The sequence below is a fragment of the Ectopseudomonas chengduensis genome, from assembly GCF_900102635.1.
Classification (GTDB): Bacteria; Pseudomonadota; Gammaproteobacteria; order Pseudomonadales; family Pseudomonadaceae; genus Aquipseudomonas; species Aquipseudomonas chengduensis.
Genome location: NZ_FMZQ01000003.1, coordinates 30,840 through 52,357, shown reverse-complemented (window position 1 = coordinate 52,357; position 21,518 = coordinate 30,840). Strand labels below are relative to the sequence as shown.

The 21,518-nt window shown below is 62.6% G+C and carries 20 protein-coding genes; 3 read left to right on the top strand and 17 right to left on the bottom strand.

The annotated features are described in order from the left end of the window. Window positions 1-110 precede the first annotated feature (110 nt). Window positions 111-1,937, top strand: a complete 1,827-nt coding sequence (locus BLS08_RS06890; RefSeq protein ID WP_090336306.1) for a long-chain-acyl-CoA synthetase — start codon at window positions 111-113, stop codon at window positions 1,935-1,937. A 42-nt stretch (window positions 1,938-1,979) separates the two neighbouring features. Here the strand turns inward: BLS08_RS06890 and BLS08_RS06885 are convergent, their stop codons facing one another. From BLS08_RS06885 to BLS08_RS06850, 8 genes are all read right to left on the bottom strand, one after another. Continuing rightward, entirely contained in the window at window positions 1,980-2,474 is a 495-nt protein-coding gene (locus BLS08_RS06885) for a hypothetical protein (protein WP_090336305.1), read from the bottom strand. A 90-nt stretch (window positions 2,475-2,564) separates the two neighbouring features. Then, complete coding sequence (locus tag BLS08_RS06880) at window positions 2,565-3,242, bottom strand: hypothetical protein (RefSeq protein WP_090336303.1); 678 nt, start codon at window positions 3,240-3,242, stop codon at window positions 2,565-2,567. Then, window positions 3,239-3,811 (bottom strand): RNA polymerase sigma factor, encoded by a 573-nt coding sequence (locus BLS08_RS06875; RefSeq protein ID WP_090336302.1) that lies wholly within the window; start codon window positions 3,809-3,811, stop codon window positions 3,239-3,241. The genes BLS08_RS06880 and BLS08_RS06875 overlap by 4 nt, the downstream gene beginning before the upstream one ends. Next, window positions 3,808-5,508, bottom strand: coding sequence for a vWA domain-containing protein (locus BLS08_RS06870; protein ID WP_090336300.1), 1,701 nt, complete (start codon window positions 5,506-5,508; stop codon window positions 3,808-3,810). The genes BLS08_RS06875 and BLS08_RS06870 overlap by 4 nt, the downstream gene beginning before the upstream one ends. A gap of 86 nt (window positions 5,509-5,594) precedes the next feature. After that, window positions 5,595-7,040: an aminotransferase-like domain-containing protein gene (locus BLS08_RS06865; RefSeq protein WP_017677305.1), complete on the bottom strand. Its 1,446-nt coding sequence runs from the start codon at window positions 7,038-7,040 to the stop codon at window positions 5,595-5,597. A gap of 177 nt (window positions 7,041-7,217) precedes the next feature. Beyond that, window positions 7,218-8,030, bottom strand: coding sequence for an OmpA family protein (locus tag BLS08_RS06860; protein ID WP_017677306.1), 813 nt, complete (start codon window positions 8,028-8,030; stop codon window positions 7,218-7,220). Next, window positions 8,030-8,380, bottom strand: a complete 351-nt coding sequence (locus tag BLS08_RS06855; protein ID WP_017677307.1) for a DUF4398 domain-containing protein — start codon at window positions 8,378-8,380, stop codon at window positions 8,030-8,032. Before BLS08_RS06855 ends, BLS08_RS06860 begins: the two co-directional genes overlap by 1 nt. A gap of 9 nt (window positions 8,381-8,389) precedes the next feature. Next, window positions 8,390-9,223: a substrate-binding periplasmic protein gene (locus BLS08_RS06850; protein ID WP_017677308.1), complete on the bottom strand. Its 834-nt coding sequence runs from the start codon at window positions 9,221-9,223 to the stop codon at window positions 8,390-8,392. Between the two features lie 271 nt (window positions 9,224-9,494). On the opposite strand from BLS08_RS06850, the gene BLS08_RS06845 reads away from it, so the two are divergent. Then, a complete protein-coding gene (locus tag BLS08_RS06845) occupies window positions 9,495-10,421 on the top strand; it encodes an alpha/beta fold hydrolase (protein ID WP_017677309.1) in 927 nt (308 codons plus the stop codon). A gap of 69 nt (window positions 10,422-10,490) precedes the next feature. Here BLS08_RS06845 and BLS08_RS06840 read toward each other — a convergent pair whose 3' ends face one another. Both BLS08_RS06840 and BLS08_RS06835 read right to left on the bottom strand, forming a co-directional pair. After that, complete coding sequence (locus BLS08_RS06840; protein ID WP_017677310.1) at window positions 10,491-11,420, bottom strand: electron transfer flavoprotein subunit alpha/FixB family protein; 930 nt, start codon at window positions 11,418-11,420, stop codon at window positions 10,491-10,493. After that, window positions 11,421-12,170: an electron transfer flavoprotein subunit beta/FixA family protein gene (locus tag BLS08_RS06835; RefSeq protein WP_012018936.1), complete on the bottom strand. Its 750-nt coding sequence runs from the start codon at window positions 12,168-12,170 to the stop codon at window positions 11,421-11,423. Window positions 12,171-12,494: 324 nt separating this feature from the next. Between BLS08_RS06835 and BLS08_RS06830 the strand changes: the two genes are divergently transcribed. After that, window positions 12,495-14,159, top strand: coding sequence for an electron transfer flavoprotein-ubiquinone oxidoreductase (locus tag BLS08_RS06830; protein ID WP_090336298.1), 1,665 nt, complete (start codon window positions 12,495-12,497; stop codon window positions 14,157-14,159). A gap of 126 nt (window positions 14,160-14,285) precedes the next feature. Here the strand turns inward: BLS08_RS06830 and BLS08_RS06825 are convergent, their stop codons facing one another. The 7 genes from BLS08_RS06825 to accD all read right to left on the bottom strand — a co-directional run bounded on the left by BLS08_RS06825 (window position 14,286) and on the right by accD (window position 21,400). Continuing rightward, window positions 14,286-15,062 carry an SDR family oxidoreductase gene (locus BLS08_RS06825; RefSeq protein WP_090336296.1) on the bottom strand — a complete coding sequence of 259 codons (777 nt, stop codon included), beginning with the start codon at window positions 15,060-15,062 and terminating at the stop codon, window positions 14,286-14,288. Between the two features lie 2 nt (window positions 15,063-15,064). Further along, the gene (locus tag BLS08_RS06820) at window positions 15,065-16,276 is read right to left on the bottom strand and encodes an O-succinylhomoserine sulfhydrylase (RefSeq protein WP_003461127.1); all 1,212 of its coding nucleotides are present in this window, start codon (window positions 16,274-16,276) and stop codon (window positions 15,065-15,067) included. A gap of 141 nt (window positions 16,277-16,417) precedes the next feature. Beyond that, window positions 16,418-17,926 carry an amidophosphoribosyltransferase gene (gene purF / locus BLS08_RS06815; RefSeq protein WP_003461126.1) on the bottom strand — a complete coding sequence of 503 codons (1,509 nt, stop codon included), beginning with the start codon at window positions 17,924-17,926 and terminating at the stop codon, window positions 16,418-16,420. 75 nt (window positions 17,927-18,001) lie between these two features. Next, on the bottom strand, window positions 18,002-18,523 hold the full coding sequence (locus tag BLS08_RS06810) for a CvpA family protein (protein WP_003461125.1): 522 nt from the start codon (window positions 18,521-18,523) through the stop codon (window positions 18,002-18,004). Window positions 18,524-18,609: 86 nt separating this feature from the next. Further along, entirely contained in the window at window positions 18,610-19,227 is a 618-nt protein-coding gene (locus tag BLS08_RS06805; protein ID WP_021489933.1) for an SPOR domain-containing protein, read from the bottom strand. Between the two features lie 14 nt (window positions 19,228-19,241). Beyond that, window positions 19,242-20,519, bottom strand: coding sequence for a bifunctional tetrahydrofolate synthase/dihydrofolate synthase (gene folC / locus BLS08_RS06800; protein WP_090336294.1), 1,278 nt, complete (start codon window positions 20,517-20,519; stop codon window positions 19,242-19,244). After that, window positions 20,516-21,400, bottom strand: a complete 885-nt coding sequence (gene accD, locus BLS08_RS06795; protein ID WP_021489935.1) for an acetyl-CoA carboxylase, carboxyltransferase subunit beta — start codon at window positions 21,398-21,400, stop codon at window positions 20,516-20,518. The genes folC and accD overlap by 4 nt, the downstream gene beginning before the upstream one ends. Window positions 21,401-21,518 lie beyond the last annotated feature (118 nt).

Sequence of the window (21,518 nt, the reverse complement as noted above, 5' to 3'; positions counted from 1 at the left end):
CTATTTGCCGATCTGCCCGCCGCTGAGTGCACCAGAGCCATGGCTGGTGGTCGCTAGGCTGACTAGAGTCAGAACTCGCCCCCAATCCATAACAGCCAAGTGCGAGCCCCATGAGCCAAGCCGATCTGATTTCGCCCTTCCGCTTCCTGGCCCACCTGCCGCAGCACCTGCCACGCGTGCCGCGCATGCTGCGCGGCCTGTACTACGCCGGCATCCGTAACCGCGAGAAGAACCTGTCACTGGCCTGGGCCCTACAGCGCGCTGCCGAGCGCCACCCCGAGCGCCCGGCGCTGATGGATGAAAACCGCCAGCTCAGCTATCGCGCCTTCAATGCCTGGGCCAACCGCCTGGCCTGGGCGCTCAAGGCCGAGGGCGTCGGCCATGGCGACGTGGTCGCGGTAATGCTGGAGAACCGCCTGGAATTGCTGGCGATCCTCGCGGCACTGAGCAAGCTCGGTGCGGTCGGCGCCCTGATCAACACCACCCAGCGCGGCAAGGTACTGGCGCATAGTTTCAACCTGGTAAAGTCCGGCTTCCTGGTCATCGGTGACGAACTGCGCGGCGCCTTCGACGAAATCACGTCGCAGCTGCACAACCAGCAGGCGTGTCGCTACTGGATCGCCGATCAGGATTGCCTGCGTGATCCCGGCCAGGCGCCGGACGGCTGGCTCAACCTCATGCAGATCGCCAGCGGCCAGGCCGAGGACAACCCGCCGGACAGCCAGCGCGTACGCATGACGGACGCCTGCTTCCTGATCTACACCTCCGGCACCACCGGCCTGCCCAAGGCCTCGATCATGAGCCACGGCAAGTGGATCAAGGCCTATGGCGGCTTCGGTCATTCCGGCCTGACGCTGAACGAACGCGACGTGCTCTACCTCACCCTGCCCTGCTACCACAACAACGCCGTCACCGTGTGCTGGAGCGCAGCCCTGGCCGGCGGCGCGGCCATCGCCCTACGCCGCAGGTTCTCCGCCAGTGCCTTCTGGAGCGACGTGCAACGCTACAACGCCACCTGCTTCGGCTACATCGGCGAACTGTGCCGCTATCTGCTCAACCAGCCCGTGCATCCGGCCGAACAGGGCAACAGTCTGCGCTGCATGATCGGCAATGGCCTGCGCCCCTCGATCTGGGCCGAGTTCAAGCAGCGCTTCGGCGTTGAGCAGATCACCGAGTTCTACGCCTCCAGCGAAGGCAATATCGGCTTCACCAACGTCTTCAATTTCGACAATACCGTCGGTTACACACCGGCTACCTACGCCATCGTCCGCTACGACCTGGAGAATGATCGGCCGATCCGCTGTAAGAAGGGCTTTCTGCAAAAGGCCGACAAGGGCGAGGCCGGTCTGCTGATCAGCGAGATCAGCGCCAAATGGCCGTTCGACGGCTACACCGATCCGGCCAAGAGCGAGGCGGCGATCCTGCGCGACGTGTTCAAGAAGGGCGACGCCTGGTTCAACACCGGCGACCTGATGCGCGATATCGGTTGCAAGCACGCGCAGTTCGTCGACCGCCTCGGCGATACCTTCCGCTGGAAAGGCGAGAACGTCTCCACTACCGAAGTGGAAAACGTGCTCGGGGCCTTCCCCGGTGTGGAGGATGCGGTGGTCTACGGCGTGGAGATTCCCGGCACCAATGGCCGCTGCGGCATGGCTGCACTGCGCCTGGCACAAGGCCTTGAGCTGGACGGCGCCGCGCTGGCCGCCCACCTCGACGCGGAGCTGCCGGCTTACGCCGCGCCGCTGTTCGTGCGCCTGCTAGACGAAGTCGAGACCACCGGTACATTCAAGTACAAGAAGACGGATCTGAAGCAGGCCGGCTATGACCCACGCCAGGTCGACGGTCCGCTCTACGTGCGCTTGCCTGGCTCGAACAGCTTTCAGTGGTTGGATGGCGAACTGCATGCAGCCATCGAACAGCGACACTACCGTTTCTGAGCAGAATGAAGCTCGGCCATGGGTAGGGTGCGCCGTCCCCTGCTACTGCTTGAACTCGAACTGCAGCTCAGCGCCTTCGATGGAGTCCCAGTAGTCGTCGACCCGTTCGTTGCTGATCAGCCGACCACTGATCTGGAACGGGCTCTGGACTTCGGGTTTCTCGCCAAACAGCGGCGGCAGCAAGGGAGAGAGACCCTCGCGGGTTTCGCTTTCCAGCGCCTGCTCGAACAGCTCCTGCGGCACGCTCAGATCCAATGCCAGTTTCGATTCAGGCTCCACCGGCTTGGGCGGTGGCGCTACAACAGGCTTGGGCTTGGCGACGACGGGCGGTTTGGCCGCGGGCACGGGCTTGCTTTCGACCACCTTGGCAGGCGGTGCTGGTTCGACAGGCTCTGGCTTGGCGACATCGGCAACGGGCGCAGTTGCAGTGACCACTGCCGGCGCTGGCGCGGGCTGCTGTGCAACGGGTTCCGGCTCACGCTCACAGGCGCTTAGCCAACCCAGGCACAGCAATAGAAGAATGGACTTACGCATCATGGGACAAGGGTAGCTCGATCAGTAACGCGCCCATGCTCCTCCGCCTGGGCGCGCCTGACAAGCCGACTTACACGACTTTTACCTCGTGCCTCATTCACTCGGCGACTCGGTGGCCAGATGAGCGAGCTCAGCCTCGATATCCAGGTGTGGATAGTCGGCCTTTAGCTGCTCCAGCAACCGCTGCGCCTCCTCCTGCTCACCCGCCTTGCGCAGCTCCAGCAGACGCAGCAGCGCCTCGCGTGGTTCGCTCCGGATCACCAGTTCGGCCATGGGCGCCAGCGCAGCGCTACTGGCCAGCGGTGCCTCAGCCATATCGGCAGACGGCGCCTGGCGTGCCATGGCCTGACTTCTCATGCGTTCCTGCGGGGCAGCCATAGGCGCAATCGCCTCCTGCCCTGGCGCACGCTTGGCCGCTATCGGCGCCGGTGCGGCGGGGCTCATGGCCACGCTGGGCGGCACGGCATCGAAAGCATCCGGCGTCTGCTCCAGCGTGCGCCAGGTCAGGCTGACGCCGATCCCGACACAAGCCAGCCCGGCCACCGCCACCGACCAGCGCTGGCGGCCACTGCCGAACAGCCATTGGTGCAGGCGCTGCACCCATCCGGCGTTGTCGCTGTCGATCTGGGCCTGCTGCGTTTCACGGGCAGCCGCACTTGCCGCCGTCAAGATGCGCGCATCCAGCTCGGCCGAGGGTTCGCCGCTGCCATGGGCACGGAAATGCGCCAGCAGCGCCTGCTCGTGATCCAGAGGTTCTCGTTCATCTTTCATGCGGACAACTCCTCGGTGGCCAGCAGCCGGCGCAGCTTCTGCAGGGCATAGCGCAGACGGCTCTTGACCGTCTCGGCCGGCGTGCGGGTCAACTCGGCAATCTCGTTCAGTTCCAGGTCGCCATGGGCGCGCAGCAGGAACACTTCGCGCTGATCTTCCGGCAAATCGGCCAGCGCTGCTTGCAGCCGCTCACTGTCGCGACTCAGGCCCCATTGCTGCTCCGGGCCGGGTTGCGGATCGGCCTGGGCATGCTGGCCTTCATCGTATTCGTCATGCCCGGCCTGATGGCGGCCCGTCTTGCGCCAGTGGTCGATCAGGCGGTTACGGGCGATCTGGTACAGCCAGGTCTTGAACAGCACCGCCTCGCGCTGTTCGCTCTGACTTCGCACCAGGCTCATCCAGGTTTCCTGGAACACTTCTTCGGCCAGGGAGTGATCGCCGCACAGGCCGAGCAGAAAGCGAAACAGGCCCAGCCGATGGCGCTGGTAGAGCGCATTAAAGGCCGCGGCATCGCCTCGGCGGTAACGCCGCAACAAAGCGGCGTCGTCATCCGTGAGAGGTGCGTTCACTGCTGAGCTCGTACAGGGGTGGAGCCGGAAGTGTGCAGGCTCTGGGCGATTTCGGCCAGTTGGATGAACTCGCCACGCAGACCGAAGCGATCCTCGCCCTTGCCCGAGCGCGCCAGCGCGATGCTCTGCGCCAGATCGAAGTCGCCGGTGTAGCGACCGTCCTTGAGCTGCTGAGCGAATGCGGCTACCGCAGCGGCGAAGCGCAGATCCTCGCTGGCGGCGTTCATCGGCTTGGCCTCGGCACGTGCGATAGGCCGCTCCAGCATCCGGCTGGCCGCCTCGCCTGGGGCCTTGTAGCGAATCCGCAACCAGGCCAGCTCGCCACTCTTACTCGCTGGCTGGGCAGTGGCCTGATAACGCAGTGGCTCCAGCCAGCCTTTACCGCCCGCCGGGACGATCTCGTAGAGCGCGGTGACGGTGTGCCCGGCGCCAATATCACCGGCATCGACCTTGTCATTGCTGAAATCCTCGCGCTTGAGCGCACGGTTTTCGTAGCCCAGCAGGCGGTACTCGCTGACCTCGCTCGGGTTGAATTCCAGTTGCAGTTTCACGTCGCTGGCCACGTTGGCCAGGGTCGACGCGAGCTGATCCACCAGCACCTTGCGCGCCTCGCGCAGGTTGTCTATGTAGGCGTAGTTGCCGTTACCGGCGTCGGCCAGTTGCTCCATCAGGCGCTCGTTGTAGTTGTCCACGCCAAAACCCAGGGTGGTCAGCGAGACGCCGCTCTTGCGCTTATCGGCAGCCAGTTGCTTGAGGCTGTCGAAGTCGCTGATGCCGACGTTGAAGTCACCATCGGTGGCCAGCAGGATGCGATTGATGCCGCCTTCGATCAGGTGCTTGCCCGCCTGCTGGTAGGCCAGCTGGATGCCCGACTCCCCTGCCGTCGAACCACCGGCGCTGAGTTGATCGATGGCCGCACGGATCTTCGCCTTGTCGCTGCCGGGCGTGGAATCGAGCACCACCTGGCTGTCACCGGCATAGGTGACCAGCGAGACGCGATCCTGCGGGCGCAACTGCTCGACCAGCAATTTCAGGGTGCCCTGCACCATCGGCAGGCCTTCACGGCGATGCATCGAGCCGGACACATCCACCAGGAATACCAGGTTGGCCGGCGGCAGCTCCTCAACGCTGCGATCCGACGCCTTGATGGCGATGCGCAGCAGGCGCGTTTGCGGATTCCACGGCGTCACCGCCAGTTCAGTGCTGACGCCGAAAGGCGCATCGCCCTGCGGCAACGGGTAGGCGTAGGGAAAGTAGTTGACCAGTTCCTCCAGACGCACGGCGTCCTTCGGTGGCAGTTGCCCGCCATTGAGGAAGCGCCGCACGTTGGCGTAGCTACCGGTATCAACATCGATGCTGAAGGTGGACACCGGCGTCTCGGCGACAGCGAAAACCGGGTTATCGGCGTAGGCCTGATACTGCTCGCGCGATTCGTCACGGTAGCCCGGCGGCAGGACATCGGCGATGGGAGACGGTGCGTGAGCCAGGGTCGCCAGACGCTTGTGGCTAGCCTCGGCACGCATCTCGGCCGCTGCGGGCGCAGCCAGGCGCTCGCGTACGAGCGGTGACGCCGGGGCCGGACTGGCCTGTACTTCCGGCTCCGGGCTGGAGGCGCTGCAAGCGGCGAGCAGCAGCAAGGCGCTGGCCGAAAAACCGACGGCGAACGGACGAACGAGCAACAAGGAACAAGCAGACATGGTGCACCTCCTGAGCAATGGCACGAGACCTTCGCTCAGGTAGACGCAGCCCCTCGATGAAACGGGTTAACCCAGGACGTGCTTTCTCAACCTTCCCAGGAACCGCCCGCCTCCTGGCACAACTGCGTGGCCAACATGCCCAGAGTCATCAGCGCCCTTTCGGCTTCGCGGTTCCAAGGAATGCCGCAGTTGAGCCGCACGCAATGATTGAACTGCTCGGTGTTGCTGAAGATCAGCCCCGGCGCGATCGAGATACCCTGCTGCAGCGCGCGCACGTGCAGATCCTTGGTATTGACCCGCGCCGGCAGGCTGACCCAGAGGATAAAGCCGCCCTTGGGCCGGGTCATCTGCGTGCCGACCGGAAAGTACTGCTGCACCGCCAGCTGGAAGGCATTGAGGTTCTTGCGGTACTCCTGGCGAATATGCCGCAGATGGCGGTCATAGCCACCGTTCTCCAGATAAGCCGCCACCGCCATCTGGGTGACGCTGCACGCCGAATGGGTGGAAAAGGTCTGCAGCCGCTGGATCTCGTCCTGATACTTGCCGGCGACGATCCAGCCGATACGCACACCCGGTGACAGGGTCTTGGAGAAACTCGAGCAATAGATCACCCGGCTGTCGCGATCATGCGACTTCAGTGCCTTGGGCGGCCCCTGCTCGAACATCAGCTCGCCGTAGATATCGTCTTCGACGATCTGGAAATCGTAATCACCGGCCAGGCGCAACAACTGACGCTGACGCTCCTCGGGGATGGTGCCGCCCAGCGGGTTGGACAGCCGCGCAGTCAGCACCAACGCCTTGATGGGCCACTGGTTGGCCGCCAGTTGCAGCGCTTCAAGGCTGATGCCGGTAGTCGGGTCGCAGGGAATCTCGATGACCTTGAGCCCCAGCAGATCGGCCAGTTGCAGCAGCCCGTAATAGGTTGGCGACTCTACCGCGATGAGATCGCCCGGCTTGGTCAGCACACGCAGGCTCATCTGCAGCGCATCGACGCAGCCATGGGTGATCACCACCTCGGACGGATCGACCACCACGCCGGCATCGCGCATGCGGATCGCCACCTGGCGGCGCAACGGCTCGAAGCCGGGGCTGAACATGTAGCTGAAGGCGCGCGGGCTGTGAAAACGGGTGACCTTGGCCAGTTGCTGGTGCAATGCGCGCACCGGCAGGTAATCGACATGCGGCACCGCGGCGCCCAGCGGAAATACGCCCTCGCGGCGCGACTCGGTAAGCACCTGGTTGATAATGCTGGCGCGGGTGACCAGACCTGGTCGCTCGACCTTGGCGATATCCGGCGTCGGCGCGGTCAGCGCTGGCGTCTGGTGCACGTAGAAGCCCGATTGCGGGCGTGCACGAATCAATCCCTGATCTTCGAGGTTGGCGTAGGCCTGCAACACCGTGGCGTGGCTGACATTGAGCTGAGCACTCATCTTGCGCACCGAAGGCACGCGCTCGCCAGGCTGGTAAACACCGCGACGAATATCCTCGGCCAACTGCTGGGCGATACGTTGATAGAGCAGCAGATTGGTCATGGCGATATCCTCCGTGGTCACTGGAGCATAACAGTAACCTATTGCTACACAATTGTACCGGCACAGATACGATCTGTTTTCCCTTACGCCATTGCTTGCCAATCGGGCACGGCATCGTCGCCATTTTCAGTGCATAAAAAACCCCGGACTCTGCCGGGGTTTTGTCAGGCATTTCGCTCAGCGCTCGGCACCAAGCTGGCCTCGCTCGTCGGAGAAGACGATTTCCACCCGCCGATTCTGCGCGCGGCCACGTGCCGACGCATTTTCCGCAACCGGGAAGTCGACACCGTAACCGGCGATCTGAATACGCTTGGCTTCCACGCCCAGATCCACCAGCAGATCGGCCACAGCCTGCGCGCGCGCGCGCGACAGTTCGAGATTCTCGGCGGCATCGCCCGTGTTGTCGGTATAGCCCTCGATCCGCACGCGGCGCTGCGGATTGATCTGCAGGAACTGCACGAGTTTGAGCACCGTACGGTTGGCTGCTGGTTGCAGATCGGCGCGACCGGCGTCGAACAACATATCGCCCAGGGTCATCACCAGGCCGCGCTCGGTCTCGTTGGTGGCGAGGCTGACCATCTGCTCTTCCAACCAGCCGTTGTGCTGCTGCACGCTCATCAGCTTGGCTTCGCGCAGGGTCAACTGCAGACGCTGGCGTTCCAGCTCGAGCTTGGCTGCGCGTTCCTGGTTGAGACTGATATCGCTGTGTTGCCGGGCGATCTCGGCATAGCGCTGGCTGAGGTAGGCGTAATGACGCACATCGTCGCCACTACCCCAGTAACTGGACAGGCGCTCGGCACGACCCAGCGATTCGCCTGCGCGAATCACGTCCTTGGGTGCGGCGCGCAGCACGCTGGGATCTTCCTTGACCGACTGAAAACTCAGACGCGCTTCTTCCAGAGCCTGCTCACTCGCCAGCTGACTGGACGCACAACCACTCAACAGCGTACCGACCAGCATCAGACCGCCCAGATGACCAAAAGCCTTCATCACATGGCTCCCAGTTGCTGGCGCAGACGGCCGATGCGTTGATTGAGTTCGGTCAGTTGCTCCCGACCTTTGGCATTGAGGTGCTCAGCTTCAGCCAGGCGCGCATCCAGCTCGGCCTGTTCGGCCAGTAGGCGCGCCTGCTTGTGTTCACCGTCCTGCATGGCCACCTGGGCCTGCGCGAACTTCTCTTCAGCCTGGTGAAGTGACGCGGACTGTTCGCTGACCACCCCCAGGGATTTGGTCTGCGCCAACGCCTGTTCGGTCAGCCGCATCTGCTCGATGGGAGCAGGATCGCTGGCACAGGCCGTCAGGCCCAGCGCCAGCAGCAAGGGAAGGGTTCGATTGATCACGAAAATTTCCTACTGAGTGACGTCGCCAACCGGATCAGGCTGCATCTGCTGTGCCTTCCATAGTTCCAGATTGCGTTGCAGGAACTGCTCAGGCAGCCCGGCGGCGACCATTTCTGCCATATTTCGCGCCAGCTGGCCGCGTAGCCAGGGCTCGTTGCACGCCGAATTATGCGACAGGGTAAGGTAGAGGCCTTCGCTGGAAATCGGCGGGTCCAGCACCTCCAGATCATCTTCCATGCCCAGCGTCTCGGCGAGCGCCAAGCCTGGGTAGCGCTCGTAGAGCACATAGTCGGTGCGGCCAAGCAGCAACTTCTGGAACGCCTGAGTCAAGCTGGAGACGCCCTCGAGCTTCAGGTTCTGCTTGGCGAAGGTATCGAACTGCTGACCAAAACTGTTGCCCACCAGGGTGTCGCCAGTATGCCCCTGCAAGTCGATCCAGCTGCCGTAGGGAAATGCTTCGCCCTTGCGCACCCAAACCACGCTGGGCGTATAGAAGAACGCAGGGTGCACGTAGTCCATGTGCTCCAACCGCGGCAGAGTGATGAAGGCCCCAGCGATCAGGTCGACACGCCCGGTACGCACCTCATCCTGCGCTCGCGACCAGGGCCCGGTGTAGATCACGTCAACCACCACACCGAGTTCTTTTGCCAGGTGTTTGAGCAGATCGGCATTGGCGCCGATCAGCTGCTGCGGATTCTGCGGATCACGCCAGAGATAGGGGGGATATTCCGGATTACCGGTCGCCACCAGGCGCTCGCATTTACCAACGGCCAGGGCTGCAGTCGGCATAACGACCAGGGCGCACCACAGCAACAGCGACTTAAACAGACAACGCTCAGGCATTGGCTACTCTCGGTTTATGCGTTGATTGGCAGGATAGATTTGGGCTCTGTACAAAAAATGCCTGCGCTCGGTGATGCTTCGTTAAAAACAGGTTCGGAATGCTCATTTACAGCTCGTAAACTCGAATGCGAGCCCAGTCCGTTCCTCACCTATTTTTGCCTCACCTGACCTTCGCTCGGCGACTTTTCGTACAGACCCTAGCACCCCGGCATCCTCTGTGTTCATGCTAGCTTAGTGGCGCCGCCGGAATAATTCGCGATAAGGACGCGCCATGAAAAAACTGCTGCTCGCTTTGCTGCTACTGCTTCTCGCTGCCTCAGCAACGCTGTATTTCTTCCCGGCCACTCAGTTGACCAGCCTGCGCCTGATAGAGCAACAGCGCGCCGGGCTCAGTCACGAGCGGCTATCTGTCCGCGATCTTAACATCCATTACTACCAGGGAGGACCGGCGAGTGGCGAAACCCTGGTGTTGCTCCACGGTTTCGCTGCAGACAAGGATAACTGGTTGCGTTTTTCTCGCCACCTGACCAAGGACTATCGCGTCATCGCATTGGACCTGCCCGGCTTCGGTGACAGCGACCTGCCACCTGGCAGCTACGATGTCGGCACCCAGGCCGAACGGCTGGCGGATATTCTCGATGCCATGGGCGTCCAGCAGGCTCATCTGCTGGGCAATTCGATGGGGGGACACATCGCCGCACTCTTCGCGGCACGCTACCCGGATCGTGTTCGTTCGCTGGCGCTATTGGCCAACGCCGGAATCGACAGCCCGCACAAGAGCGAACTGTATCGATTGCTGACCGGTGGTGCGCCCAATCCACTGGTGGTCAAGCAACCGCAGGATTTCGACAATCTGCTGCAATTCATCTTCGTCGAACCTCCCTATCTGCCCGAGTCGCTCAAGCGATATCTGGGCGAGCGCTCCATGGCCAAGGCTGCGCACTATGAACGGGTATTCAAGCAACTGGTGGAGCGCGCCATCCCATTGGAGCCCGAACTGGCGAAAATCCAGGCCCCCACCTTGCTGCTTTGGGGCAAACAGGACCGGGTGCTGGACGTATCCAGCATCGAGGTCATGCAGCCGCTGCTAGGCAAACCCAGCGTGGTGATCATGGACAACGTCGGCCACGCCCCCATGCTCGAGCGCCCCGAAGAAAGCGCCCTGCTCTACCGGCAGTTTCTAGAAGGCCTGAAGTGACACTGCGCACACGCAGGCAATAAAAAACCCGCTCTGGTGAGCGGGTTTTTTCGTTGCGGGAAAAGCGGCTTAGACCGACTTTTCCAGCTCCGGTACGGCTTCGAATAGATCAGCAACCAGACCGTAGTCGGCCACCTGGAAGATCGGCGCCTCTTCGTCCTTGTTGATCGCGACGATCACCTTGGAGTCCTTCATGCCGGCCAGGTGCTGGATCGCGCCGGAGATACCGACGGCGATGTACAGCTGCGGCGCAACGATCTTGCCGGTCTGACCGACCTGCATGTCGTTCGGCACGAAGCCGGCGTCGACGGCAGCGCGGGAAGCACCGACGGCAGCGCCCAGCTTGTCGGCCAGGGCGTACAGGTGCTTGAAGTTGTCGCCATTGCCCATGCCACGGCCGCCGGAAACGACGATCTTGGCAGCGGTCAGTTCCGGACGGTCGGACTTGGCCAGTTCCTCGCCAACGAAGGCGGACTTGCCGGCGTCAGCCGGGCCGGAAACGGCTTCAACGGCAGCGCTGCCGCCTTCGGCAGCAGCGGCGTCGAAACCGGTGCTACGCACGGTGATCACCTTGATGGCAGCCGAGGACTGCACAGTGGCGATGGCGTTACCGGCATAGATCGGACGCTTGAAGGTGTCGGCGCTTTCAACGGCGATGATCTCGGAGATCTGATCGACGTCCAGGGCAGCAGCGACGCGCGGCAGGATGTTCTTGCCGTTGCTGGTGGCGGCAGCCAGGATGTGGCTGTAGCCCTTGCCGAGTTCGGCTACCAGCGGAGCGACGTTCTCCGGCAGCTGGTTGGCATAGGCAGCGTTGTCGGCAACCAGAACCTTGGCCACGCCAGCGATCTTGGCCGCGGCTTCGGCAGCAGCGCCAGCGTTGGCACCGGCTACCAGAACGTGAATGTCGCCACCGATTTTCTGCGCAGCAGCAACGGTGTTCAGGGTCGCGGCAGCCAGAGCGGCATTGGTGTGTTCAGCGATAACCAGGATAGTCATTTAGATTACCTTCGCCTCGTTCTTCAGTTTCTCGACCAGTTCAGCCACGGACTTGACCTTGATGCCAGCGCTGCGAGCAGCCGGCGCTTCGACTTTCAGGGTCTTGACGGTGGAGGCGGTGGAAACGCCCAGAGCGTCCGGGGTAACGGTTTCCAGCGGCTTCTTCTTGGCCTTCATGATGTTCGGCAGCGACGCGTAGCGCGGCTCGTTCAGACGCAGGTCGGTGGTGACGATCGCCGGCAGGTTCAGCGCAACGGTCTGCAGACCGCCATCGATCTCACGGGTGACGTTGACCTTGTCGCCAGCCACTTCGACCTTGGAGGCGAAGGTGCCTTGGCCGAAGCCAGTCAGGGCGCCCAGCATCTGGCCGGTCTGGTTGTTGTCGCTGTCGATGGCCTGCTTGCCCATGATCACCAGCTGCGGCTGCTCCTTGTCGACCACTGCCTTGAGCAGCTTGGCCACGGCCAGGGAGTTCAGCTCGTCATTGGATTCGACCAGGATGGCGCGGTCGGCACCCAGAGCCAGCGCGGTGCGCAGTTGCTCCTGGGCGGTAGCCGGGCCGATGGAGACGACGACGATTTCGCTCGCCACGCCTTTCTCCTTCAGGCGTACGGCTTCTTCCACGGCGATTTCGCAGAAGGGGTTCATGGACATCTTGACGTTGGCGAGGTCGACGCCGCTGTTGTCCGCCTTGACGCGAACCTTGACGTTGTAGTCAACCACTCGTTTGACAGCTACAAGAACCTTCATGGATTCCTCGTTACTCTCCGGTGAATAAGAATGTCGCCAAGGCGAGCCTGGCCGGTGATGCAAAATCGGCCGCAACCAACCTTTCAGCTCAGACGGCGAGCGCAAAACCGCCCGTATCTTGACCCCGCGGCCTGGCCCGGTCAATACAGCGAACTGGCCGGTCATCCGCGATGTAGTAGGATTCTAACAGGCCTACAGAAAATTCAAACAAACGTTTGTATTGGCCCGCTGAGAGGGTGTAGATATAATGCCCACGCCGTGCTTAGGGAGCGAGCCGCGCCCTCCAACATAAAATATCGAAGAGCCTTGAGTAGGAGATAGCCTGTGGAACGCGAATTTATGGAGTTCGACGTCGTCATCGTCGGCGCCGGCCCGTCCGGACTGTCCGCCGCCTGCCGACTGAAGCAGAAAGCCGCTGAAGCGGGTCAGGAGATCAGCGTCTGCGTGGTCGAGAAAGGCTCCGAAGTTGGTGCTCACATCCTCTCTGGTGCGGTGTTCGAACCGCGCGCCCTGAACGAACTCTTCCCCGACTGGAAAGAACTCGGCGCCCCGCTGAACACCCCGGTCAAGCGCGATGACATCTATCTGCTGCGCGACGCTGACAAGGCTACCCGAATTCCTGACTTCTTTGTGCCGAAAACCATGCACAACGAAGGCAATTACATCATTTCCCTGGGCAACCTGTGCCGCTGGCTGGCCCAGCAGGCCGAGAACCTGGGCGTCGAGATCTACCCGGGCTTCGCCGCTCAGGAAGCGCTGATCGACGAGAATGGCGTGGTACGCGGCATCGTCACCGGTGACTTGGGTGTCGACCGTGAAGGCAACCCCAAGGAAGGCTACTACACCCCCGGCATGGAACTACGTGCCAAGTACACCCTGTTCGCCGAAGGCTGCCGTGGTCACATCGGCAAGCAACTGATCAAGAAATACAAGCTCGACAGCGAAGCCGACGCCCAGCACTACGGCATCGGCATCAAGGAAATCTGGGACATCGACCCGGCCAAGCATGAACAAGGCCTGGTGGTGCACACCGCCGGTTGGCCGATGGACATCATGGGCACCGACAATACCGGTGGCTCCTTCCTCTACCACCTGGAGAACAACCAGGTCGTGGTCGGCCTGATCATCGATCTGTCCTACGCCAACCCGCACCTGTCGCCGTTCGACGAATTCCAGCGTTACAAGCACCACCCGGTAATTGCCCAGTACCTGGAAGGTGGCAAGCGCGTTGCCTACGGCGCACGCGCCATCAGCAAGGGCGGCCTGAATTCGCTGCCGAAGATGGTCTTCCCGGGCGGCGCCCTGATCGGCTGTGACCTCGGCACCCTGAACTTCGCCAAGATCAAGGGCAGCCACACTGCGATGAAGTCCGGCATGCTGGCTGCCGACGCCATCACCGAAGCCCTGGCAGCCGGCCGCGAAGGCGGCGACGAGCTGAGCAACTATGTCGATGGCTTCAAGGCCAGCTGGCTGTACGACGAACTGTTCCGCAGCCGCAACTTCGGTGCGGCCATCCACAAGTACGGCGCCATCGTCGGCGGCGGCATCAACTGGCTGGACCAGAACATCTTCGGCGGCAAGGCGCCCTTCACCCTGCACGACAACAAGCCGGATTACGCCTGCCTGAAGCCTGCAGCCGAGTGCGCGAAGATCGCCTACCCGAAACCGGACGGCAAACTGAGCTTCGACAAACTGAGCTCGGTGTTCCTCTCCAACACCAACCACGAAGAAGAGCAGCCCTGCCACCTGAAGCTCACCGACCCGAGCATTCCGCTGGCGAAGAACCTGCCGCTGTACGACGAACCGGCGCAGCGCTACTGCCCGGCCGGCGTGTACGAGGTGGTGACGCAGGAAGACGGCGAGAAGAAGTTCCAGATCAACGCGCAGAACTGCGTGCACTGCAAGACCTGCGACATCAAGGACCCGGCCCAGAACATCACCTGGGTTGCGCCGGAAGGCACCGGTGGCCCGAATTACCCCAACATGTAATTCGGCCAGATATGAAAAAGGCTCCTTCGGGAGCCTTTTTCGTTTCTGTCGCATCGGTAGGAGCGAGTTCTGCTCGCGAAGGTTTCAAGACCACGTTCCGCGAGCAGAGCTCGCTCCCACAGGCATTCAATCCTGATAGATCATCTTGCGACTCATGCCGCCGTCGATGATGAACTCCTGTCCGGTGACGAAACCGGCCGCATCGGAGAGCAGCCAGGCGACCTGCGCCGCTACATCCTCCACGGTACCCACACGGCCGACCGGATGTTGCGCATGATCGAACACCGACAGCGGCTCCAGGCGCTGCTGCGACGGGTCGCGAGAGTCGATCCAGCCTGGGCTGACGCAGTTGACGCGCACCTCCGGGCCCAGGCTGATCGACAGCGCGTGAGTGAGCGCAACCAACCCGCCCTTGCTCGCAGCGTACGCCTCGCAATCGGCCTCGGACTGGCTGGCGCGGGTGGAGGCGATATTGACGATGGCGCCGCGATGCCCACGCAAATATGGCGCACAGTGCTTGGCCAGCAGCATGGCGCCGGTCAGGTTGACCGCCAGCAGACGATTCCAGCGCTTGAGGTCGAGCGACTCCAGCGGCGGCGTGTGCGGATCGGAGATAGCCGCATTGCACACCAGCGCATCGAGACGCCCGAACTGACCCAGCACCTCAGCGACGCCGACGCTTACCTGATCTTCCTTGGCCACATCCATGGCCACGAACCAGGCGTTATCACCCAAAGCACGTGCCACTCTGGAGCCACGCTCGCGGTCGACGTCGGCCAACACCACCTGCCAACCCTCGGTGATCAGCCAGGCACTGATACCCAGGCCGATGCCACGCGCGGCTCCGGTGACCAACGCGACACGCCCGTTGTTGGGCGTGTCATTCGTCCCCCACTCCAGCATGCTCAGAGCGCAGCCAGGCCGCGCGCCAGATCCGCCTTGAGGTCTTCCAGCTCTTCCAGGCCCACAGCGACGCGGATCAAGTTGTCGCGAATACCGGCGTTGGCACGCTCCTGCGGAGTCAGGCGGCCATGGGAGGTGGTAGCCGGATGGGCGACAGTGGTCTTGGTGTCGCCGAGGTTGGTGGTGATGGAGATGACGCGTGTGGCATCGATCACCTTCCAGGCGGCATCACGGCCACCCTTGACCTCGAAACTGACCACCGCACCGAAGGCGCTCTGCTGCTTTTTCGCCAGCTCGTGCTGCGGATGGCTGGGCAGCCCCGCGTAATGCACGCGCTCGACCTGCGGCTGCTGCTCCAGCCACAGCGCCAGCTGCAGGGCACTCTCACTCTGCGCACGCATACGGATGCGCAGGGTTTCCAGGCCCTTGACGAACATCCAGGCGTTGAACGGGCTCAGGGTGGGACCGGCGGTACGCAGGAAACCGACCACTTCCTTCATCTGCTCGCTACGCCCCGCCACCACACCGCCCAGGCCACGGCCCTGGCCATCGATATACTTGGTCGCCGAATGCATGACGATATCGGCGCCGAGCTTAAGCGGCTGCTGCAGGGCCGGCGTGCAGAAGCAGTTGTCCACTGCCAGCAGCGCGCCGCGGGCATGGGCGATCTCCGCCAGTGCAGCGATATCCACCAGTTCAGCCAGCGGGTTGGACGGCGACTCGACGAACAGCAGCTTGGTATTGGGCTTGAACGCGCCCTGCCAGGCATCGAGATCGGCCAGTGGCACGTAATCCACCTCGATGCCGAAGCGCTTGAGGTACTTCTCGAACAGGCTGATGGTGGAGCCGAACACGCTGCGCGACACCAGTACGTGGTCGCCGCCGCTGCACAGGCTCATGACGATGGCGAGGATCGCCGACATGCCGGAAGCGGTCGCCACCGCCTGCTCGGCGCCTTCCAGTGCGGCAATGCGCTCCTCGAAGGTGCGTACGGTGGGGTTGGTGTAGCGCGAATAGACGTTGCCCGGCACTTCGCCAGCAAAGCGCGCAGCGGCATCGGCAGCGGTGCGGAACACGTAACTGGACGTCAGGTACAACGCTTCGCCATGCTCGCCCTCAGGCGAACGGTGCTGGCCAGCACGCACCGCCAGGGTGTCGAAGCCTACGCCATCCAGGTCACTATCAAGCCTGCCGGCTTCCCATTCCACAGCCATATCGCTACCTCACAAAAAGTAGCCCGGATGCAATCCGGGAAATTCAGGGTGACATTCCCCCGGATTGCATCCGGGCTACGGACCGGTGGTGCGCCGTGCGCATCACCGAAACGGGCAGGACCACTGCCCTGCCCGCTCGAATCAGTTGTTATACAGATCGATGATCGCGCTGACTGCCTGCGACTTGACCTTGCTGGCATCGTTGCGCGCCTGCTCGATCTTGTCCAGGTATGCCTCGTCGACGTCGCCGGTGACGTACTTGCCGTCGAACACCGCGCAGTCGAAGTTGTCGATCTTGATCTTCTTGCTGCCGCTGACCGCTTCGATCAGGTCCGGCAGGTCCTGATAAACCAGCCAGTCGGCACCGATCAGCTCGCAGACCTCCTCGGTGCTGCGGCCATGGGCGATCAGCTCATGGGCGCTGGGCATGTCGATGCCGTAGACGTTCGGGTAGCGCACCGCCGGGGCTGCCGAGCAGAAGTAGACATTCTTCGCGCCGGCCTCGCGGGCCATCTGAATGATCTGCTTGCAGGTGGTGCCACGGACGATGGAGTCGTCCACCAGCATCACGTTCTTGCCGCGGAACTCCAGCTCGATGGCGTTGAGCTTCTGCCGTACGGATTTCTTGCGCGCCGCCTGGCCGGGCATGATGAAGGTGCGGCCGATGTAGCGGTTCTTGACGAAACCTTCGCGGAATTTCACGCCCAGGTGATTGGCCAGCTCCAACGCCGCGGTACGGCTGGTGTCAGGAATCGGGATGACCACGTCGATGTCATGATCCGGACGCTCGCGCAGGATCTTGTCGGCCAGCTTCTCGCCCATGCGCAGACGCGCCTTGTACACCGAGATACCGTCCATGATCGAGTCCGGGCGCGCCAGGTAAACGTGCTCGAAGATGCAGGGCGCATACTGCGGGTTGGCCGCGCACTGACGGGTGAACAGCTTGCCCTCTTCGGTGATGTAGACCGCCTCGCCCGGCGCCAGGTCGCGGATCAGGGTGAAGCCGAGCACGTCCAGCGATACGCTCTCGGACGCGATCATGTACTCGACACCTTCATCGGTATGGCGCTGGCCGAAGACGATCGGACGAATGCCATTCGGGTCGCGGAAGCCGACGATGCCATAGCCGGTGATCATCGCGACGACGGCGTAACCGCCCAGGCAGCGCTCGTGCACGTGGGTAACGGCGGCGAACACATCTTCTTCGGTCGGCTGCAGCTTGCCGCGCTGGGCCAACTCATGGGCGAACACGTTGAGCAGCACTTCCGAATCGGAGTTGGTGTTCACGTGACGCAGATCGGACTCGTAGATTTCCTTGGCCAACTGCTCGACGTTGGTCAGGTTGCCGTTGTGCGCCAGGGTGATGCCGTACGGCGAGTTGACGTAGAACGGCTGAGCTTCGGCCGAGCTGGAGCTGCCAGCGGTCGGGTAGCGCACATGGCCGATGCCCATATGGCCAACCAAGCGCTGCATATGGCGCTGCTGGAACACGTCACGTACCAGGCCGTTGTCCTTGCGCAGGAACAGGCGACCATCATGGCTGGTGACAATACCGGCAGCATCCTGGCCGCGGTGCTGGAGGACGGTGAGCCCGTCATACAGCGCCTGATTGACGTTCGATTTACCGACGATACCGACGATGCCACACATGTGCCACGACCCCTGCTAGATAGTTCAGGCTAATTCAGCGACCGATGCAGCGGTTACTCCGCAGCGGTCACTCTTTTAAAGCAGATCAGCTGGGTGAGCCGATCCACCGGTAAACCACTGATCGGACCACCCCAGAATGAGGTTCTTCGACCAGTCGGCGACCATCAGAAAATGCGGCACCAGTTGCGACTGTTGCCACCACGTATCCTGCTCCACTGGCGCCAGGCTGATCAGCCCGACCAGCAGCACCACCAACAAACCACCACGTGCGGCGCCGAATACCATGCCGAGAAAACGGTCGGTACCGGACAGACCAGTCACGCGGATCAGCTCACCGATGAGGAAATTGACCAGAGCGCCCACCAGCAAGGTGGCGATGAAGAGAATGGCACAGGCTGCGATGACCCGCGCGGAAGGCGTTTCGATAAATTCGACGAGATGCTGGGCCAGTGCGCCACCGAACATCCAGGCGACCACACCTGCGATGATCCAGGTCAGCAGCGACAGGGCTTCCTTGACGAAGCCGCGCTTGAGACTGATCAAACTAGAAATGGCGATGACGGCGATGATCGCCCAATCGACCCAGGTGAATACCACGGTGCGGCCTACCAGCGGAAAAGGCGGAGCATTTTAGCAGAGCCCGGCGCATCGGGTAACCAGGCGCTGCAAAGTCCCTTGCGTGCTTAGCCTGCTTCCGGCTGGAAGCGCACGACAAAACCGCTGAGTTTGTGCTGGCGGTTGAGCTGGTCACGCAGACGCTCGGCCTCGGCGCGCTCGATCAACGGCCCAACGAACACCCGATTCATGCCATCGAAAGTACGGATATAGGCGTTGTAGCCCTGACTGCGCAGCGTTTTCTGCAGATTTTCTGCTCCAGCGCGACTGGACAGACTGGCCAACTGCACTGACCAGCTGATCGGCAGACTGTTGGCGTCCAGGCGCCCTTCCGGCTTGGCAGGAGCAGCGCTCGCCGCCTGTTCGGTCTTGACCGGATCGGGCTTGCTCTGCTGCGCGACAGGCGGCGGGGTCGGCTTGGGCTGCTCAGGCACCTCGACGATCTGAGGCTCCACCTCTTCGACGGGAACCGGCTCCTGCGGCAACTCCTCGGGCTCGACGACCTCGGCAGGCTGCACGATGATCTCGGCAGCAGCCGGCGCTTGCGGCATGGCCGGCGCATCCACTACCACGCGGCGCATCTCATCCTCGCGCGACAGCAGCATCGGCAGGAAAATCACCGCTAGCGCCACCAGCACCAGAGCACCGACCATGCGCTGCTTGAGCCCACTGTCCAGCATTGCCATCCCCAATCCCCTTATCAAGCCGGGCGGGCCAGCCAATCCAGGGCCTCGGCCACGCAGAAAAACGATCCGAACAACAGTATCTCGTCACCCTCTGCCGCCTGCTCGCACTGCGCATCGAGCGCGGTACGCACATCCGGGTACTGCGCCACCGCCGCGCCCTGCCCCCGCAGGTGCTCGGCCAGGTCATCGGCAGAGCGTGAACGCGGCGTATCCAGCGGCGCCACGGCCCAACCAGCAACCAGACTCAGAAGCGGTGACACCACGCCGGGCAGATCCTTGTCGGCCAACAAACCGAACACCGCCCAGCGCTGCCCGGCCAGCGGGCGACTCTCCAGGCGCTGCGCCAGATAATCGACGGCATGAGGATTATGCCCAACATCGAGCAACAGTGTGAGTGACTTGCCTCGCCAATCGAGCGCACGACGATCCAGACGCCCGGTTACCCGCGTGGCGAGCAGGGCCTGGACGATCTGCTGGTGATTCCACGGCAGCGGCAGAAGCGCATAGGCCTGCAACGCCAGCGCCGCGTTTTCCATCGGCAGATCAAGAAGCGGCAGCTGCTCGAGTCGCAGTACCTGACCTTGCGCATCGAGGCCATACCAGGACCAGTCCTGCGCCTGCACATTCAGATCATAGTCACGACCACGCAGGAACAACGGCGTGTCCAACGTGACGGCCTGCTCCAGCAAGGGCTGCGGTGGATCGAGATCACCGCACAACGCAGGCATGCCGGCGCGCATGATCCCGGCCTTTTCGAAGGCGACCGATTCACGGGTATCGCCCAGCCAGTCAGCGTGATCCAGACCAATGCTGGTGATCAGGGCCAGATCGGCATCGACCAGGTTCACCGCATCCAGGCGTCCACCGAGGCCGACTTCGAGCACCACGGCATCCAGCTGAGCACGCTCGAACAGCCAGAAGGCCGCCAGCGTACCCATCTCGAAATAGGTCAGGGAAATTTCACCACGCGCGGCCTCGACCGCTGCGAAGGCCTGACACAGCTCTTCATCGCTCGCCTCGCGCCCATCCAGCAACACACGCTCGTTGTAACGCAGCAGGTGCGGCGAACTGTAGACACCGACGCGCTGCCCCTGGGCTGCGATCAGGCTGGCGAGAAAGGCGCAGGTAGAGCCCTTGCCATTGGTACCGGTGACGGTAACCACCAATGGCGCAGGTTTGCCCAGGCCGAGCCGCTGCGCCACCTCACGCGAGCGCTCCAACCCCATGTCGATGGCCGACGGATGCAACCGCTCGAGGTAGGCGAGCCACTCGCCCAGGCTACGTTCGGTCATGCAGTGGCCGGCAGGGAAACCGGAGACGGACGATTCATCATTTGCGCAAGCAGACGCGCCAGGCGTGGACGCAGTTCATTGCGCGAAATGATCATGTCGATGGCGCCATGTTCCAGCAGGAACTCGCTACGCTGGAAGCCTTCCGGCAGTTTCTCGCGCACGGTCTGCTCGATCACGCGCGGGCCGGCAAAACCGATCAGCGCCTTCGGCTCGGCCACGATCACGTCGCCAAGCATCGCCAGGCTGGCGGAAACACCGCCATAGACCGGATCAGTCAGCACGGAGATGAACGGCAGGCCTTCTTCACGCAGGCGCGCCAGGGCGGCGGAAGTCTTGGCCATCTGCATCAGCGAGATCAGCGCTTCCTGCATGCGCGCGCCGCCGGAAGCGGAGAAGCACACCAGCGGGCAGCGTTTTTCCAGCGCGACATTGGCCGCCCGAACGAAACGCTCGCCAACGATGGCGCCCATGGAGCCACCCATGAAGGAGAACTCGAACGCGCAAACGGCGATCGGCATACCTTCGAGGGTGCCGCTCATGGAGATCAGCGCGTCTTTCTCGCCAGTCTGCTTCTGCGCACCAGCCAGACGATCCTTGTATTTCTTGCTGTCGCGGAATTTCAGGCGGTCGACCGGCTCGAGATCGGCACCGATCTCCTCGCGCCCCTCGGCATCGAGGAAGAGGTCGATACGCGCACGAGCACCGATACGCATGTGGTGATTGCACTTGGGGCAGACATCGAGTGTCTTTTCCAGCTCAGGACGGTAGAGCACGGCATCACAGGACGGACATTTGTGCCACAGGCCCTCGGGCACAGAGCTCTTCTTCACCTCGGAACGCATGATCGAGGGAATGAGTTTGTCTACCAACCAGTTGCTCATGCTGTCATTTCTCCATAACCGTTGGTTCGGATGAACGCCTCATCGTGAAACGCCCATCTCCAGCAATTCTTTTCTGCCGCACCCAGCGCCCGTCGAAACGAGCCAAGGCGGCGTGACA

Excerpts from the sequence above, each read along its gene's own strand:
- BLS08_RS06885 (WP_090336305.1), bottom strand. The coding sequence starts at position 2,474 with ATGATGCGTAAGTCCATTCTTCTATTGCTGTGCCTGGGTTGGCTAAGC.
- BLS08_RS06850 (WP_017677308.1), bottom strand. The coding sequence starts at position 9,223 with ATGCCTGAGCGTTGTCTGTTTAAGTCGCTGTTGCTGTGGTGCGCCCTG.
- BLS08_RS06805 (WP_021489933.1), bottom strand. The coding sequence starts at position 19,227 with ATGGCAATGCTGGACAGTGGGCTCAAGCAGCGCATGGTCGGTGCTCTG.
- accD (WP_021489935.1), bottom strand. The coding sequence starts at position 21,400 with ATGAGCAACTGGTTGGTAGACAAACTCATTCCCTCGATCATGCGTTCC.
- purF (WP_003461126.1), bottom strand. The coding sequence starts at position 17,926 with ATGTGTGGCATCGTCGGTATCGTCGGTAAATCGAACGTCAATCAGGCG.
- BLS08_RS06880 (WP_090336303.1), bottom strand. The coding sequence starts at position 3,242 with ATGAAAGATGAACGAGAACCTCTGGATCACGAGCAGGCGCTGCTGGCG.
- BLS08_RS06890 (WP_090336306.1), top strand. The coding sequence starts at position 111 with ATGAGCCAAGCCGATCTGATTTCGCCCTTCCGCTTCCTGGCCCACCTG.
- BLS08_RS06820 (WP_003461127.1), bottom strand. The coding sequence starts at position 16,276 with ATGGCTGTGGAATGGGAAGCCGGCAGGCTTGATAGTGACCTGGATGGC.
- BLS08_RS06825 (WP_090336296.1), bottom strand. The coding sequence starts at position 15,062 with ATGCTGGAGTGGGGGACGAATGACACGCCCAACAACGGGCGTGTCGCG.
- BLS08_RS06870 (WP_090336300.1), bottom strand. The coding sequence starts at position 5,508 with ATGTCTGCTTGTTCCTTGTTGCTCGTTCGTCCGTTCGCCGTCGGTTTT.
- BLS08_RS06835 (WP_012018936.1), bottom strand. The coding sequence starts at position 12,170 with ATGAAGGTTCTTGTAGCTGTCAAACGAGTGGTTGACTACAACGTCAAG.
- BLS08_RS06845 (WP_017677309.1), top strand. The coding sequence starts at position 9,495 with ATGAAAAAACTGCTGCTCGCTTTGCTGCTACTGCTTCTCGCTGCCTCA.
- BLS08_RS06840 (WP_017677310.1), bottom strand. The coding sequence starts at position 11,420 with ATGACTATCCTGGTTATCGCTGAACACACCAATGCCGCTCTGGCTGCC.
- BLS08_RS06860 (WP_017677306.1), bottom strand. The coding sequence starts at position 8,030 with ATGAAGGCTTTTGGTCATCTGGGCGGTCTGATGCTGGTCGGTACGCTG.
- folC (WP_090336294.1), bottom strand. The coding sequence starts at position 20,519 with ATGACCGAACGTAGCCTGGGCGAGTGGCTCGCCTACCTCGAGCGGTTG.
- BLS08_RS06865 (WP_017677305.1), bottom strand. The coding sequence starts at position 7,040 with ATGACCAATCTGCTGCTCTATCAACGTATCGCCCAGCAGTTGGCCGAG.